The organism is Ketobacter sp. GenoA1, from assembly GCF_003671475.1.
GTDB lineage: Bacteria > Pseudomonadota > Gammaproteobacteria > Pseudomonadales > Ketobacteraceae > Ketobacter.
The window spans coordinates 81,605-98,811 of the sequence record NZ_RCHM01000009.1 but is presented as its reverse complement, the minus strand read 5'-3'; the positions used below and the strand labels follow the sequence as shown (position 1 = coordinate 98,811).

Below are 17,207 nucleotides of genomic sequence, written 5' to 3'. Positions count from 1 at the left end.
GGAGCGCACGCCCTGGAATGACACAAGTGGATACCGCTGACCCGGCCAAGCGCCAACGGCTCAGCCAGGATTTAGACGCCGCCATTGAGCGCCTCGCCAACGCCCGCGATTTCGCCAAACCGGCAAAACTTATGCCGGTGCTGGATCTGGCCCGCCGCCTGATGCTGGCGGACGGCTTCGCCGAGATTGAGGCGCGCTCCCAGGCGCTGGAAGCGGCCGGCGTGTTTGCCGGTACGGATTGGGCCCAGCCGCACATTCTGTTACCAGCGCTCACCTGTCATTCTCTGAAGAGCCCCAGCAGTGATGTGGTGGTGATCGAGGCGTTGAGTGAACTGCGCCTGCTGGCCATCGCCATGGGCGATGTGGTGCACGCCAAGGTGTCCGCCGAGCAGGCCCACCACTTTCTGACCCAGGTGCTGGCGATCAATCTCAGCATGCTGTTTACACCGATGTCGGAAGCTGAGCGCGAATCCCAGGGGCGACTGGCCAAGGTGCCCCGCGCCATGCTGACCTACCTGGCGGAACGCATTGGCTTTGAGTACGTGATGGATCAGCTGATCGCCGAGATCTGGCGTATCCTGCGCCAGCGCCCGATCCAGGTGGATTCTGTAAAGCAAATGGTAACGCAGATCGCCATCTGTCGCGGATCGGCCAATCTGAACCTGAACAACACCGGTCTCGGCACCGAGGCGTTGATTCAGGGGGCGGATCGCCTGGTAAGCAGTTTGTTTGGCCCCACCCAGTTATGCCGGGAAGATCCGGGCGTGGTGGTGTATGCCGAGCGCCTGCAGCACCTGGACAGCAGTGCGCTGCAATCAGAAGCGTTTGGCTGTTCCCGGGCCATGCACGACACCGGCCTGGTGTCGCCTTACCATGCTGTCCTGCTGCGCACCCTGTGCGAATCCCAGCCCCATTTGATTGTGGATGCACTGGGCCTGTCCGGCACCGGGCGCGACAGCCTGTTGTGTTATCACGACCTGGTCAAGGCGCTCATTGAAGAGGCTGTCACACCCCATACCCCACAGGCCATTTACGGCCTGACCTTGATGTTGGAGCGCGGCATTCTCTACCAACCGGCGGTGGCACCGTCATTATGGCGCCAACTGAGCCTGGGCTTATCCCCCTGGTCGCAGCAGCGGCTGAACCTGGTGTTCGGCAGCGCCGTGTCCCCCCGCACCCGGTTACTGGAAGGGGTTCTGCTGATGCTGGGGTTGCCTCTGGGTATCGGCCAGGGCAACAATCCAACCTGCCAGTCGGCGCGGGCCCTTTCAATCTGGTCGCACATCGATCCGGATTTCCTGCTGCAGTTGATCGCATCGGCCGCCCGCGATGACGAAATCATCATGCACTTCGAAGGCCAGCCCATCTCATCGGCCCCGGCGCTGGAGGATACCGCACGGCCCCTGCCCATCGATCTGGATCCGGTATCTATTTTGCTGGTGCCCCACCTGGATTTTATTTACGGTGCCATGGGGCGCCTGTGCGCGGGCCGCGAGGGGGATCCCCATCGTTGGATCAACCCGGAGTTCCATGGCTGGCGGGTATGCCGGGGCTTTCGCATCAACGTTAATGTAGCCACCGGTCAGCTGGAAAATCTCGAGGATTTCTTACGCCATTTCTACGCTTATTACCATCCTTACTACAACGGCAATCAGCCCTTGATCCATCCGCAACCGGCGGGCATTGCCATTACCGACAGTGCCGCCCGCTTTATTGGCTGGCACGCCATCACCATTCAGCGGGTGGCCCTGGATCCGAACGGCGTCATGCGGGTGTATTTTTACAACCCAAATAATGACAGCGGTCAGGACTGGGGGGATGGCGTGGTGGTGTGCACCGCCGACAACGGCGAGTTGTACGGTGAGTCTTCACTGGAGTTCGAGCGTTTTGCTTCGCGGGTGTACATCTTTCACTATGACACCCAGGAACCGGGCGAACCGGATAAAGTGCCCATGGAGAACATCGCCACCATTCAGGGCTACATCCAACGCAGCTGGGGTAAGGAACGCTGTGCCGAGCTGACGCTGCAGGCCAGCCCGGGGGCCCCCCAGGCCTGAACCCCCATAATCGGACCGCCCGGCTAACTTACCACCAGCGGGCATCCATACATGGGGTGCTCGATCACCTGGGTTTTTACGTTGAATACGCACTCAATCAGATCCGGGCGCATTACCTCCGCCGGTTGCCCCAATGCCACCGAACTGCCGTTATGCAGCATCATCACCCGGTCGGCAAAGCGGGCCGCCAGATTCAGGTCATGGACAATCACCAGCACCGTGACGGCTTTGCCACACACTTCCCGCACCAACTGCATCAGATCCAGCTGATGGGACAGATCCAGGGCCGAGGTGGGTTCATCAAGCAATAACAGGCGATGGCCCAGTGCCTCCGGCTGCCAGATCTGCGCCAGTACCCGGGCCAGCTGCACCCGTTGCCGTTCGCCACCGGAGAGGGCCGTGTACTGCCGCCGGGCCAGGTGTTTCACATCGCATACCTGCATCACTTCTTCGACAATGGCTTCATCCTGTTCACGCCCGCTGGCATGGGGCATGCGCCCCATCAGAATCACTTCGTGGGCAATGAATGGAAAGCTCAGGCTGGAAGCTTGCGGCAGCACCGCCCGCAACCGGGCCAGATCACTCAGCGCCCATTTCTTAAGCGCACTGCCATTGAATTCAATGTCGCCGCTGGCGGGCTGCCACTCTCCGGACAACAGCCTGAACAGGGTGCTCTTGCCGGCTCCGTTGGGGCCCACCACGGCGATGCACTCCCCTTGCGTTACCTGCAGGTTAATCCCTTGCAGCAGCCAGCGGTCACGCAGGTGGAATCCCAACCCTGCCATCCGCAATACCGTATCAGACACCATAGAGTTGCCCCCTGCGCCGCTGCGTCACCAGAAACAGGAAGAACGGTGCGCCCAATACGGCGGTGAGCACACCCACCGGCAACTCCAGCGGCTCCACCACCAAACGGGCGGCGAGATCCGCCAGGCTCAGCAACGCCGCCCCCAGCAGGGCCGAACCGGGTAGCAGCCAGCGATGATCCGGGCCCAGCATCAGGCGCACAATGTGGGGCACCACCAGGCCGACAAACCCGATCACCCCCACCGATGCCACCGACACCCCCACCGTCAGTGCCGCCAGCACGATGACCACAAAGCGCAGACGCTCAACCCGGATGCCCAGATGGCGGGCCTCGGATTCCCCCAACAGCAACGCATTCAGGCCCCGCCATAATTTGGGTATGGTCAGCAGCGACAAGAGGGTAAACGGTGCCACCCAAACCACCTTTTCCCAGGACGCCACGTTGAAACTGCCCATCAGCCAATACACCAGATTGCGCAGCCGCACGTCCTCGGCGGTGGTGGCCAGATAACTGATGCAGGCGCTGGTCATGGCATTGATCGCCACCCCCGCCAGCAACATAGTGGCAACGGAGGTTCCCAAGGGGCCTACCCCCAGGCGGTACACCAGCGCCGTCACCAGGGTGCCGCCAATAAAGGCAAACAACGGCAGATTCCAACTGGGGGCAAACCAGGGCCAGGACCCCCCCAGCACGATGGCCACCGCGGCGCCCACCGCCGCCCCGCCGGACACGCCGATCAGGCTCGGGTCAGCCAGGGGATTACGGAACAGGCCCTGTACCATGGCACCGGAGAGCGCCAGGCAGGCACCCACCAACAGGCTCAGACACACCCGCGGCATGCGAATCTGCCAGATCACCAGATCAGCGGTTTCCAGCCCCGGTCGACTTGCCACCTGCCCGGTCAGCACCGGCACCAGGTCCGCCAGCGGGACGGCCACCGAGCCCAGGGACAGGGACAGCAGGACGCTCATCAACAGCAGGGCCAGCAGCAGAACCAGAAAGACAAGGGGTCTGGAGTAAAACATTAAAGGACATCACTAAACCAATGAGCCGGGTATTATAAGGAGGCAGGAAAGGCAGGGCCATGAATAAAAAACCGGGGGCTCTGGAGCCCCCGGTAATCGCACCACGAACTGTGAGTGAGAACATGAAAGGCAACGATTCAGCACCATTCAGGTGTAGAGAGGAGAGAGGGGCCATGACAAGGCACTGAGCCATTCTTTCCAAACAGGTTCTTCACAACACGGAAATAATGATAATAATTATCATTTACCGATGCAACACTTTTTCGAAAAAGAATTTTCGTATACGCAAGGTTTACCTCGCCATGGTATCGTTCTACCCTCTTTCAGCGCGCATCACAGAGGGGTAATACCATGACAGTCCTGTGCCAGGTACACGAGCTAGAAGAAGATTCCGCCCGCGGCTTTGAGGTGGACGGCCAATCCGTATTCGCCGTCAAAAAAGACGGACAGATTTACGTTTACGTGAATGCCTGCCCTCACATCGGCATTCCACTGGAATTCCAGCCGGACGAATTTCTGGATATGGAAAAACGATTTATTCAGTGCGCCAACCACGGCGCCCTGTTTGAAATCGAAACCGGCGACTGCATTGCCGGGCCCTGCGCGGGCCAGGCACTGCAAGCCGCCCGCTTTGAAATTGACGGCGACAGCGTTCGCCTGGTTTAGACCAATCGCATTACGGGGGCTTTATGGATTCCACCGGCATCAGTTTTACCGCCCTGTTCACCGGGCACGTGTGGTACGAAAACGGGATGTCCACCCGTTTCTTCACCTCACCCCGGGCCAGGCTGTTGTATAAGGCAGCGCAACCTGTGGAGCGGGCCAGCCAGCGCTTGCTGGGCGTGACGATCCACGACATTCTGTTGCAACGACACCACATCATTGATCATCGCATCGACTGGCTCATCAAACATGAGGGTGTCAGCCAGATTCTGGAAATCGCCTGCGGCTATTCACCACGGGGCTATAAGTTGTCACGCAAGTATCCCGGCCTGAAATACGTGGAGGCGGACCTGCCTCACATGGCGGCACGCAAGCGGGCACTGCTGCAACAACACGGCGGATTTGGCCCGGACCATCAGGTGGTGGGCTGCGACGTATTCGATACAGGCAAACCCCATGGCCTGGATTACGTCATGAACAACGTACTGGACCCCTCACGGCCGACGTTGATCATCACCGAAGGCCTGGTGAACTATTTTCGCCTCAGTGATATCAGTCAGGTCTGGCGCCGGCTGGCGCAGTTGGGCCGGACTTTTCCCAAGGCCTGGTACATCACCGACCTGGTCCCCAAACTGAAGCAACCCTGGGCACCGCTGATCAACGCCGGCACCGGTATGCTGGCACTGGCCACCCGCGCCCATGTGAATCTGCATTTCAGAGGCTCTGCACAAATTGAGCAGGGATTACGGGACTGCGGTTTCAGCAAAGTCGTTGTTTTTAAACCGGAACAATTCCAGGACATATTGCCGATACCCCTGCCCCGGACTGCCGCCGTCGCAGGCAAACGCGCCAACAGTATTGTGCGGGTGGTGGAATGCCAGATTCATTCTGACTGAACCATTTCGTTCCATTAAAGAGCACAAATCAAAAAATGGGCCTGTTTATGGCCCATTTTTGTTTCGTTAGTTTCTAATAAAGCGCACATCGCCGGCTTTTCTTTGGTGCACACCCCATAAAGTTGCGCCCCAACTTAAAACAAAAATTCGAAAAAACCCATTCTGCTTCCTCTTTCGTCTGTTTTGGTCAACTTGGCATGCATGTTGAAACCCTTGGCCCAGGAGCTTCGGTACTTAATTGATTTGGACCACTTTCATATTTGGAGTAAGCAATGAGAACATCCGGCAAAAAATGGCTGCAAGATTTCTCCCTGAAATCGCTGGCCAAAAGCTTAGTAATTGGGGCTGCCGCAACCGGCATGATGAGCGCGCCACTGCAGGCGGAAGAACTGGAACTGGAAAAGGAAGATCTTAAGTTCGGCTTTATCAAGCTGACCGACATGGCGCCTTTGGCCATCGCTTACGAAAAACGCTTCTTCGAGGACGAAGGCTTGTATGTCACCCTGGAAGCGCAGGCCAACTGGAAAATCCTGTTGGACCGGGTCATCACCGGTGAATTGGATGGTGCCCACATGCTGGCAGGCCAACCGCTCGGCGCCACCATCGGCTTCGGTACCCAGGCCCACATTATTACCGCCTTCAGCATGGACTTAAACGGCAACGGGATCACCGTTTCCAATTCTGTATGGGATGAAATGAAAAAGCACGTGCCCCATGAAGATGGCAAACCCGTGCATCCAATCAAAGCGGATTACCTGAAGCCGGTTGTTGAAAAATACAAAGCAGAAGGCAAGCCCTTCAACATGGGAATGGTATTCCCGGTGTCCACTCACAACTATGAACTGCGTTACTGGCTGGCGGCCGGCGGCATCCACCCCGGTTATTACGCACCGCACAAAGGCGACATCTCCGGCCAGCTGCAGGCCGATGCGTTGCTGTCTGTGACACCGCCACCGCAAATGCCCGCCACCCTGGAAGCCGGCACCATCTACGGCTATTGCGTAGGGGAGCCCTGGAACCAGCAGGCGGTGTTCAAAGGCATCGGTGTCCCCGTCATTACCGACTACGAAATCTGGAAAGACAACCCGGAAAAAGTATTTGGTGTGTCCAAAGAGTGGGCCGACAAAAACCCCAACACTCACCTGGCAGTGGTAAAAGCCATGATCCGCGCCGCGAAATGGCTGGATGAGGACAACAACAAAAACCGTAAGGAAGCCGTGAAGATCTTGTCACAGCCCAACTATGTGGGTGCGGACTACGAAGTGATCGCCAACAGCATGACCGGCACCTTCGAATATGAAAAAGGTGACAAGCGTTCACTGCCTGACTTCAACGTGTTCTTCCGCTATAACGCCACCTATCCCTATTACAGCGATGCCATCTGGTACCTCACGCAAATGCGTCGCTGGGGGCAGATTGCCGATGCAAAACCCGACAGCTGGTATATGGAAACGGCGAAAAAAGTGTATCGCCCCGACATTTACATGAAAGCAGCCAAGCTGCTGATTGCAGAAGGCAAAATGAAAGCAGAAGACTTTCCTGCTGATGACGAGGACGGCTTCAAGTCACCACAATCAGAGTTCATCGATGGCATAACGTTCGACGGTACCAAGCCTAACGAGTACCTGTCCAAGTTTCCCATCGGCTTGAAAGAAAAAGACAAGCTTTAAGTAACCAGTGCCGGGGCCAGCAGCTAGGGCTCCGGCAACGTCGCGTAACAGGAGGCACATGCAATGACTGCTCGGGTAATGAATCTGTTTGAATCCATTGGTTTTTCCTGGCTGGTGTCTATTATGAAGTTGTTCACGTTGCAAAACCCCAAAGAACACATCGACAATCTTATTCGCTCTCTGGGTGTTCCCCTGTTTGCGTTCGCAGTTTTTCTGGGCATCTGGCACATGGGTGCGTCTCAGGTTGATACCAGCCTGGGTAAAATGCCGGGGCCGGCGGCGGTATGGGAACAGACCATCGGGCTCTGGGAAGAACACAAAGCTGAACGGGTTAAAGAAGCCGCTTTCTATGAGCGTCAGGAAGAACGCAACGCGAAAAAACTGGCCAAGAATCCTGATGCCACAGTAAAGATTCGGGATTACACAGGTAAACCCACCTATATCGACCAGATTTTTACCAGCCTGTTGACGGTCTTTGCCGGTTTTCTGCTGGCCAGTGTGGTGGCCATTCCCCTGGGCATTCTGTGTGGCTTGAGTCAAACCATGTACACCGCCATGAACCCGATCATTCAATTGTTCAAACCGGTTTCACCCCTGGCCTGGCTGCCCATCGTCACCCTGGTGGTGAGTGCACTTTACGTATCGGATGATCCGCTCTTTGCCAAATCCTTTGTCAACTCCGCCATCACCGTTACCCTGTGCTGCTTGTGGCCCACCCTGATCAATACCATTGTTGGGGTATCCTCCATCGATAACGATCTGGTGAACGTATCCAAAGTATTGCGTCTCAACTGGCACACCAAAATCATCAAGATCGTGCTGCCGTCCTCGGTTCCCATGATCTTTACCGGCTTGCGTTTATCTCTGGGTGTGGGCTGGATGGTACTGATCGCCGCGGAAATGCTGGCGCAAAACCCCGGCCTCGGCAAGTTTGTCTGGGATGAGTTCCAGAACGGCAGCTCTCAGTCCCTGGGCCGTATCATGGTTGCGGTGATTACCATTGGCTTCATCGGCTTCCTGCTGGATCGCCTGATGCTTTCCCTGCAGAAATCATTTTCCTGGGATAAAGACGCCATCGTGCGTTAATTGGAGGACAGAATCATGCAAGGTTATCTCACCATCGAACAGGTGCACATGGATTTCGATACCCCCAAGGGCACCTTTAAAGCACTGGACAACGTCACCCTGAAAATTGACAAAGGGGAATTTGTTTCCCTCATCGGCCACTCCGGTTGCGGCAAATCCACCGTACTGAATATCGTGGCAGGGCTACTGGTATCCACCCAGGGCAGTGTGTTGCTGGACGGAGCAGAAGTGAATGAACCCGGCCCGGAACGAGCCGTAGTGTTTCAGAACCACTCCCTGTTGCCCTGGCTGACCGCCTACCAGAATGTGGAGTTGGCGGTGAAGCAGGTGTTCAAGCGCTCCATGAACAAAAAAGAAATGGACGAATGGATCAAACATAATCTGCATCTGGTGCATATGGATCACGCCATGCACAAACGCCCCGGCGAGATCTCCGGTGGTATGAAACAACGGGTGGGAATTGCCCGCGCCCTGGCCATGAAACCCAAGGTCTTGCTGATGGACGAACCGTTCGGCGCCCTGGACGCGTTGACCCGGGCGCACTTGCAGGATTCCGTTATGGAAATCCAGTCCGAGCTCAACAACACCGTGATCATGATTACCCACGATGTTGACGAAGCCGTGCTGCTGTCTGACCGGATTGTCATGATGACCAACGGCCCGGCGGCAACCATCGGTGAGATACTGGAAATCGATCTGGCCCGACCACGGCACCGGCTGGAATTGGCGGACGATACCAAGTACAACCATTACCGTGCCGAAGTGCTGCGCTTCCTGCACGAGCGTCATTCCAAACCGGATGCCGCGTAATTGATTGGCGTGAATGCTTAAGAAAGTTTCTGGTGTTCTCCGAACCAACAAACGCAACCGAGGCACATCGGGTTGCGTTTGCTTTTTTCGCTTTTGTTTAACGCTTTTGTTTAACGCTATTGATGGGCGAGCTGTTCCGGCGCTGGGCCATCCAGAACCCACTCATGTAACACCAACGCCAGCTCCGCCACCCGGGTTACCGCATCCACCGACAGGGTTGCACCACTGATACCATCAATTTGCCTGGACAGACCATCTCCCTGCAGCGTTACGTTGGCAAACTGCCGGGTAAACGAAGGCTCATGCACTTCCCCGCCCCTCTCCTCACGGTACACCAGAATTCTCACCTCAATAATGGCATTGTTTTCCACCACCAGGCCCATGGTGATGGGCATCTCCTTACCGATTTCATCGATGATCCAGGCGGTACGGGGGCCTTGGTGCCAATAGCGGATACGCCCGCCGGGGTAAGGGTGACCAAGGATCTGGTTGATCCGTTGCTTCAACGGGCGCTTCAGGCGCAACATGCTCCACTGCGGCTCATCCGCAAACGCCTGGGCCAGAAAATCCTCCTTGCTCATGTGCATAATCTGGGGAATGCCCAGCGCAAAAGCACCGGGCACTGCCACACACCAACTCAACATCAGAGCACGTACTACCAACATCATGTTAATTCACCAACCGTTCCACACCGGCAGCGCTGATGATTTTCTGCTGGTACCAACCCACCCGTTCACCGCGCAGGCGCGCCTGGGCTTCGTGATAAACCGGGTTAACGGCAATGGAATCAGGCATCAGCCAGTTATACAGTTTGGAAGAGGGCTTGATCCAACCGTAATAATTGAGGGTATACCACAGGCCGTAATCCATATCGTACTGCTCCCGCACCGGTGCCGGCAGATTAACGGCGGTGGCCACCTCCTGCACCCAGAGCGGGAACGCCAGCAGGATTGAATTCTGATTGAACAGATCCTCTTTCAGGGCTTTGGCGTTTTCGGTTACCGTCAATTGGGGGCTATACCACATGGTTTCGTTGTAATCGACAAACGCAGCCCAGTCCCTGGGCATGGCACTCTCCGGAATCCCGAACATCATATTGAACAGTTTTATCTCTTCGTAGAACTGAGCTTTCTCGTTGTCCGTCAGCGGTTCTTCATATTCCTCATACATACGTACCAGCGTATCCCACAGGGTGGCCGACACCCAGATCATGGCAGAGACTTCATTGGCACCGTAGTCACTGCCTTTCTTGAAGGCACCGGCTTCGTAAGGGATTTGACCTTCGATGGCATTGTGGATCTTGTGTACGGTATGGGCGGCGGACATCACCTGGGGCATACTGCCGTAAACCAGAGTGGACACATAGATAAAGGTACGACGGCCACGCTCCAGGGGATCGTAGCGCACAATGGAATGCTCATCGATGCCGGCGGTAATCCAGGGGTGGGCAGTTTGCAACAACAGTGCGCGCCCGGCTCCCATGGCCGCAGGGGTAACCCGGGAGGTCAATCGCCACATCATGGAATCCGGACCATACAACCCCACCCGGCTATCCGGAATGTCACCATGCACTTTGAATAATTGCGAACAGAAATCCTGATCGTTGATCCAGCGCGGCAACGGGGCCTCGCCATTGCGCGGAACCAGTTGGTTGATCACCCCCCCATGCGGGTTGGCTGCCAGGCGGGCTGTACGCGGGGCACTGGCCTCCACATCAAAACCCGTAGCGCAGGGGCTGCTCAGAAAGCCGGTTTCGGCCCGCACCATCTCCATTTCCACCCGGGCATTGGGGTTTTCCATGGCAATCTCATCCGGTAACCGGTAGCTGCCCACTTCCATATAATCTGCGTATTCGATCTCCCAATCCGCTTCCTTCAGCTCGGTCACCCGATCCGCATCGGTTTCGATTTCAGCATTAGCGCTGGCCGGCAACGCCCGTAACCAGTAACCCAGATTATCCATGGGCAGGTTTTCGCGTATCGCCTCCGTCAAATCCCGCGCCGCCGGATCAATGACGTTGACCTGAACATTGCCCTCCCCTTCATAGCCGGACAACACCGCCCTGGTTTTCCCCACCGGCGAATCGGGTCGCAGTGACAGCTCATACTCACCATCAATCTGACGGTATTCGAACCAGGTTTTCTGTTTGCCTTGCTCACTCTTGATGCTGATCTCCCCTTCCACGGACCATTCGTTGAGCGTTTCCGGGTCAGCGGGGATGAATTCCTTCTTGGGTAAAACAGATGAACAGCCTTGCAAGGCAAAACCAATGATCAGGGTACAGGGTAAAACGAGCACTCGAAGGGCCTGCATACAGCCAACCTCCCACTTATAGGTCTATTTGCTTTGGTTGTTGTTATACGAATCGTTATTTGAACTGCTATCTGAACGCTAACGCCCTTCGATGCTAACCCGAACGAGACATTTTATCAATATTGTCCCAGAGCAATACCGAAGGAATACTGTGAGGTAATGGCAGGTGAGCGCGGACTCAATGCGGGTTTGTCATTAAAAACACGCAGTAAGAAACAACAAAGCCGACAGGATCTGTCGGCTTTGTTGTGGGTAAGTACTTAAAATTAGTGAGTAAGAACGGAATTAACTCATGGTGCCATCCACAATACGGTCAAACACCGTAAGCCCATCCCGCATGCCGGCATTGCCCAAACCATGGTTGGGGAAGGCATTGGTAAACAGATTCTGCTCACCGTGCAGAGCCATATAATTCAGCACCACCGTCTCCACCAGCAGGTTAGGGTTGTTGGCCGCCGGGCTGGAAGCGGTTTCCACCGAACCATCGGCCCGGAACCAGCCGATCTGGCGGCCGGCTACGTTACCGGTCATGGCAGCTTTCCCATTGGGGTTGTAAACCAGGAAGAAGGACGCCGCGGTGGAGGAGTTATCGCCGGTCCAAACGCCCTTGCCACCGCCATTAGGTGAATCGTCGATCATGCCGTTGCTGGCCACAGAGCCATCACTGAACACATACAGGAACAACGGCACACCCACCCGGTGGGCGTATTCGATACAGGCACCCATACAGCGCCCGGCCCGCAGATCACGCATTTCTCCAGTGGCACGATCACCGGTGTGATAATCAAAACCGCCCATGGTGACGGTACCGGCACCACTAAAGCCGTTTACCACCAATTTCATCACCGACGCGGTTTTGCGGAACTCGCCATCGCCACTGAACTCTCCGGAGGAAAATATGCCCGCCGGGCCGACAATGTCCGGATCCCCTTCCGGGTTGAGCGTGGTGGGATCCCCATAACGATCCGCCAGATCAGCGCTTTTCACGTAACCACAACGGATCAGATCACGAATCACTTCTTCCCGGGTCACAGTGGCATTAATAGCCTGATTCGCCATTTTTTGCTCACTGATGCGAGCCACGGATTCCATAACGCTGACCACATCCGCCTGATCCAACAGCCCCACCAGCTTGCCGGTATCCACCAGGCCGGTGACATCACTGGGCCGATCCACTTTCGTGGGCCGTACACTGCCGTCAATCATCATGGCGGGGGCCATGGAATTACCACCGGAATCGGAACTGCGGGAACCAATCAGCGTCAACAATTCACCGTCCGCGCCAGCCCGCCAGATGCCGTACATGGGGTTATGGGGGTTATTGCCGGTGTCGTTTTCCGAGCGTGCCGGAATCACCGCCCCCTCCACCAAACCCAGCGCTGCGGCGGAGGCTTTTTCCCGAATACCCCGCCCCAGGGCGCTGTCGGAGTGGAACAGTAAGCCCATGGTGTTATCGATAAAATCGCTGAGATTAGTGTTCGGGTTCATGATGCTGGGCACCATATCACCGGGCAGCCCCATCTTGTTGTAGCCGGCGGTGCTGATGAAATCCTCCTGCCCACCCTGCTGACCCACCAGCACGTTGGAGCCGGCGATGTTGGCACCACCGGCCAAATCAAAACAGATAAACGGAATCTTGCCCGCACCTTGCACGGTAATACCGCAGGAATCCCGTAATGTGGCGATGTCGTCAGACAAGGCTGCATAGGCGGCTTTGGGGTTGGCAAACAACCCCATCAAACCCGGACCCATTACACCCGCGGCACCGGTCATCAACCCTTGCCGAATAAAATCACGGCGTGACTTGGGCCGTTGATGGTCGGGATACAACAGCGGGGTATTGGGATCTAATGTATTTGGTTTCTTTTTCATGTTGCTACCCTCACTGTACCAGTACGGCGGCCGAGCCAAGCGCGGCGGCACAGGTTGCTTTGACGATCTTCTGGGTTTCGGTGGCGCTTTCACCCACGTGGCGGCCCGCCAACAATACAATCAGATCATCCAATTCGGTTTTCATTGCTGCCTCATCCGGCTGAGAGAAAAGGCCACTGCCCACTACTTTATCAAAGAGCGGATTAATGATCGCGTCGCGCTCTACCGTGGTATCGAATGCGGAACTTACCCCCACACCAAAGTTACTGACAAAGCCCGGGAAGAACCCGTCCCGCAGGCTGGTGTTGTCCACCAGGGCGCTGCAATACTCAATGGCCATCTGCGCTACCGCCATCTGGTGGGAGGACAGGAACGTCTCCGCGGAGCTGGTGGTGGGCAGTTGCTGTTTAACGATATTGTAAGTGGAGACCACATCGCTGTTGGTAATCGGCACGCCGGTAATCTTGGCCATGGAGGCATTGATTTCCGCAAAGTTACGCAGCCCCACGTCCGGTTCCTGTTCCGACACGGTGGGGGCTAAAGGGCTTACGGTGGCCTCTACCCGCACATCGGAGAAACCGCCGATCTGCTCAAAGGTGAGGAAGAACTCATCGGAGTTGGACCCTCCCTCCATGGGCAATACCGTACCAATGGCAGACAACACCTGGCCTGTTTCCTCGGTGTACAGGCTGGAATCCAGCGTAGTCTGCAACTTGGCATAAGCCTGGCCCACCGTGGGTTCTTTACCGTTTATACCAATGCGCATGCCCATCAGCGGAATGGCGTTGTAACTGGATTCCGGGGTGGTGGTGCCCTCCCCCTGAATGCGATACAGGTAAGGATCGCTGAAGAGGTAACTGTAGCTGTCGAAAACGGCTGCCTGGAACACTACATAGCTGTCGTATCCATCGTTAATGCCGGTAAGATCTTCGCAGTTTTCACCCAGGTCATCGCACTGTTCCAGCTTAAACAGCAGGAAGTACTTTTCGCCCACACCGGCATCAAAGTTGGTGGTAATTTCATCCTGGGACAGGGCACGATCATACACTGCCGCAAAGCGAATAATTCCTTCCCAGGGATGATCGCCGGTGGCCTCATTGCCCATGATGAAAACAAAGCCGTCGTCCCAGCCACTCAGATTCCCTGCAGAGGTGGGGTCCGCATCGCCGGTGAACTCACCGTTGACGTAAATACGGCGGCCATTAATGGGGTCGAAGGTCACCACCACATGCTGCAAGGTGGCCTGCAGACGTTCGTCATCATCCGCTGTGGACAAAGCCGGATCGCCGTTGCCGCCGGTGCTGGAACTGCGGTGCAGGAAGTCATAGTTATAGAGGGTTTGCCCCAGGGTGAAATTACGGCTGGTATTGCCGTCGGAATAGGTCATGATCCGGGCCGGGCCTTCCTGGGTCACATTGGCCGGCGCCACCCAGGCTTCCAGCGAATAGGCGTTGCTGGACTTGATGCGGGTTGCCAGTTTGCTGCTGGAAACGATCGTGGCCTGGGCTTTACCACCGGGCAGAAACTGGATGCCATTGCCACCCACCCAATTGTAATCGCCGGTCAGGTCCAGGTTCATGGCAGGATCCACGCCACTCTTGTCCAGCACCAGGGCACCGTCACCTTCAGAGAATTCCCACATGGCAATGGCGCCGGTATCGATGCGGCCACCGCCACTGGCAAGGATACCGTCACGCTCCAGAATCAGGGCACGGCTGGTGACCCAACTGTCGGGCACCGCATCGGGGTTGGGGATAGCATCTTCAAAGGCCTTGATGGCATCCAGCATTTCCTGGGCATTGGCCATACAAGCCTCACCACAGTTGTGGAACTCGCTGCGCTGTCGTACCACAAACCGCGACAGGGCTTCCGCCAGCACCCGATCCTGAACACCGTCTTCGATATCAATTTTACTGCGGGAGGCATCATAGGCCTCATTGATATCGGCACTGGCAAAATACGGTTGCTGTGGTGTCAGGGCATCGGAGCGATGACAACCATCACAGTTGTACTCGGCGAACAGCGGATAGATATAGGTCTGGAAGGCATTGACCGCGGTGGCATAGTCGGCGGTGCCGGCAACCGGCATCTGTTTGGTCACCGTAATCTGGTATTCGTCCGGTGCCGTCAACTGAATTTCGGTGCTGCTGGAGCTGACACCGTTGATCCAGCGATCCACATAATCGGTCATCTCCGAGGCACAGGCTGCTGTGCTGGATAACCAGCAGGCATCCCAGTGTCCGTTGCCGGCATTCTCAACAAATTGGTTGTCCGCCGGGTTGTTGCGGTTGATGCCTATGCCCACCGCCTGGGCATAGGCCTGGTTGACATTGTCCGGATTGAGGAACTTGGTTTCACTGCCATTACCATGACAGTTATTGCAGGTTTTGGTACGCAGCTCGTCGTAAAAGTATTGCTTGAAGCGACACGCATCCTCGGTGCTGCACACCGGGCCGGTGTAGGTGCTGGGCCCGGAGGTGACCTGGTCATCACTATTGCCCAGGCCGTTATTGTATTGCTCATTGGTTTCCGTTGAGGCGCCACCGCCGCACCCGGACAACACCAGGGCTGCCAACATCAACATCGATGTCAGCCAGGTTCGGGTATTCAGTTTGCTTATCACATTCATTTTAATTCTCCACAGTATCCAGTCAGGCCGTTACAACACAGGGGCTCAATCGCCACGGCAGTAGGCTGCGGCATCGACGAACGCAGTCTGCAGGTTGTAGTTACTGGCTTCCAGGTTGCTCACCATGGATGACACTTGCGAGTGATCCGCACTGGTGGTGGGTTCGTGCAAGCAAACGGTTGTAAACACTTTCTTCACCTGGCATTCGGCAAAGGCGTCGGAATGGGCCAGCTCAGCCCCCATGGACTTGGCGCCGCTGCCGGAACCGGTATTGCCGGTAAAGGGCGTTGCATTCCAGCCCAATACGGAGTTGGGGCCTTCGCGCCAGTAGTTGTCCCAATTATCATTGGGAGTGGCGTATCCGTAGCGGAAATTATCGGCATTGATCAGGTACTTGGGTTGCACCGAATTGGCAGTGTATTGCAGCCGCCCCGCTTCGGTGCCTTCCTCACCGGTCCAGTTGTAATAGGCAAAGGCCTGCGCCAACGGGTCCATACCGGAATGACAACCCACGCAACGGTTGAGGAAAATCCGACTGTCACCACCGGGGCTGCGGGAGACATCCTGACGAATGCGATCCGGCGTACGTGAGGTATCCTGCACCTGCTCCAGATCGCGGCACATAAAATTCATCATGGTAAAGCGGAACATGGCGCGGTTGGTACCGGCCACAAAGAACGCTTTGGCTGCCGCCCGCGTGGTCATCACACCAGCGGTGGCGGCGGAATCCAGCGCCGTGACGCTGGACTGGGTACGCCGTTCCAACACGGCCGGATCCCCCAGGTTTTCACCACTGGCCTCCAACTCCACGTAATGATCGTTGGAATCGTTGGAGTACGGTGAAATTCCACCGATGGCACCCACATAAATCACATCATCGTAGAGCACCTTGCGGAAATCATCGCCATCGCGCACCAAACCAATGACCGTGGCGGTGAAATCGTTCAGGTCCGCAAACAGGGTCTGCTCCTCGTTGGTCCAGGGCGTTGCCATGTTTTTCAGGGTAACGTTGTAAAAACCGGATGAATCCAACGCCAGCTCGGCGGCAGCCTGGGCAGCGGCGTCACTGTCGGTCACATCATCGTTGTCAGCGTCCATGATGGCCATCATGGCGTTCAACTCAGCTTCTGTGGGGGGTACGCCGGCAATGCGGTCGTACATGCGTTTGGCCTGATCCCGCGCCCCGGCCTGGGCCAGGGATCCGGTCATGGCAATGGCCATGCCCAGCATGACGGCACCCGCGCTGCGCGCTAGGTTTACCTTTCTCATTTTTAACATGGTGCTACACCTATCATTCCTGGCTGATCCAAATTGCAACAGCGCACAGACCACTTCTTGAAGCTTAATCATCATTCTTTATAACTGGCTGATATTTAGA

13 protein-coding genes are annotated in these 17,207 nt (G+C 56.4%); 6 read left to right on the top strand and 7 right to left on the bottom strand.

The window, feature by feature from the left end; translation table 11 throughout:
• The first annotated feature begins 17 nt into the window (after window positions 1–17).
• Window positions 18–2,057, top strand: a complete 2,040-nt coding sequence (locus D9N13_RS01840) for a hypothetical protein (RefSeq protein ID WP_290585154.1) — start codon at window positions 18–20, stop codon at window positions 2,055–2,057.
• 23 nt (window positions 2,058–2,080) lie between these two features.
• Here D9N13_RS01840 and D9N13_RS01835 read toward each other — a convergent pair whose 3' ends face one another.
• Both D9N13_RS01835 and D9N13_RS01830 read right to left on the bottom strand, forming a co-directional pair.
• Window positions 2,081–2,866, bottom strand: a complete 786-nt coding sequence (locus D9N13_RS01835; RefSeq protein WP_290585152.1) for a heme ABC transporter ATP-binding protein — start codon at window positions 2,864–2,866, stop codon at window positions 2,081–2,083.
• Window positions 2,856–3,890, bottom strand: a complete 1,035-nt coding sequence (locus D9N13_RS01830) for a FecCD family ABC transporter permease (protein WP_290585150.1) — start codon at window positions 3,888–3,890, stop codon at window positions 2,856–2,858. The genes D9N13_RS01835 and D9N13_RS01830 overlap by 11 nt, the downstream gene beginning before the upstream one ends.
• Window positions 3,891–4,241: 351 nt before the next feature.
• On the opposite strand from D9N13_RS01830, the gene D9N13_RS01825 reads away from it, so the two are divergent.
• From D9N13_RS01825 to D9N13_RS01805, 5 genes are all read left to right on the top strand, one after another.
• Window positions 4,242–4,556 (top strand): Rieske (2Fe-2S) protein, encoded by a 315-nt coding sequence (locus D9N13_RS01825; RefSeq protein ID WP_290585148.1) that lies wholly within the window; start codon window positions 4,242–4,244, stop codon window positions 4,554–4,556.
• Window positions 4,557–4,579: 23 nt separating this feature from the next.
• Window positions 4,580–5,449 (top strand): class I SAM-dependent methyltransferase, encoded by an 870-nt coding sequence (locus D9N13_RS01820; RefSeq protein WP_290585146.1) that lies wholly within the window; start codon window positions 4,580–4,582, stop codon window positions 5,447–5,449.
• A 359-nt stretch (window positions 5,450–5,808) separates the two neighbouring features.
• Window positions 5,809–7,119: a CmpA/NrtA family ABC transporter substrate-binding protein gene (locus D9N13_RS01815; RefSeq protein WP_290586611.1), complete on the top strand. Its 1,311-nt coding sequence runs from the start codon at window positions 5,809–5,811 to the stop codon at window positions 7,117–7,119.
• 63 nt (window positions 7,120–7,182) lie between these two features.
• Entirely contained in the window at window positions 7,183–8,205 is a 1,023-nt protein-coding gene (locus D9N13_RS01810; protein ID WP_317622444.1) for an ABC transporter permease, read from the top strand.
• Window positions 8,206–8,220: 15 nt separating this feature from the next.
• A complete protein-coding gene (locus tag D9N13_RS01805) occupies window positions 8,221–9,015 on the top strand; it encodes an ABC transporter ATP-binding protein (protein WP_290585144.1) in 795 nt (264 codons plus the stop codon).
• A gap of 116 nt (window positions 9,016–9,131) precedes the next feature.
• Here the strand turns inward: D9N13_RS01805 and D9N13_RS01800 are convergent, their stop codons facing one another.
• From D9N13_RS01800 to D9N13_RS01780, 5 genes are all read right to left on the bottom strand, one after another.
• Window positions 9,132–9,683 (bottom strand): FMN-binding protein, encoded by a 552-nt coding sequence (locus D9N13_RS01800; RefSeq protein ID WP_290585142.1) that lies wholly within the window; start codon window positions 9,681–9,683, stop codon window positions 9,132–9,134.
• A gap of 1 nt (window position 9,684) precedes the next feature.
• The gene (locus D9N13_RS01795) at window positions 9,685–11,328 is read right to left on the bottom strand and encodes a lipoprotein insertase outer membrane protein LolB (RefSeq protein ID WP_290585140.1); all 1,644 of its coding nucleotides are present in this window, start codon (window positions 11,326–11,328) and stop codon (window positions 9,685–9,687) included.
• 285 nt (window positions 11,329–11,613) lie between these two features.
• Window positions 11,614–13,200, bottom strand: a complete 1,587-nt coding sequence (locus tag D9N13_RS01790) for a general secretion pathway protein GspF (RefSeq protein WP_290585138.1) — start codon at window positions 13,198–13,200, stop codon at window positions 11,614–11,616.
• A 10-nt stretch (window positions 13,201–13,210) separates the two neighbouring features.
• Window positions 13,211–15,829 carry a LamG domain-containing protein gene (locus D9N13_RS01785; RefSeq protein WP_290585136.1) on the bottom strand — a complete coding sequence of 873 codons (2,619 nt, stop codon included), beginning with the start codon at window positions 15,827–15,829 and terminating at the stop codon, window positions 13,211–13,213.
• Between the two features lie 45 nt (window positions 15,830–15,874).
• On the bottom strand, window positions 15,875–17,107 hold the full coding sequence (locus tag D9N13_RS01780) for a hypothetical protein (RefSeq protein WP_290585134.1): 1,233 nt from the start codon (window positions 17,105–17,107) through the stop codon (window positions 15,875–15,877).
• Between the last annotated feature and the right edge of the window lie 100 nt (window positions 17,108–17,207).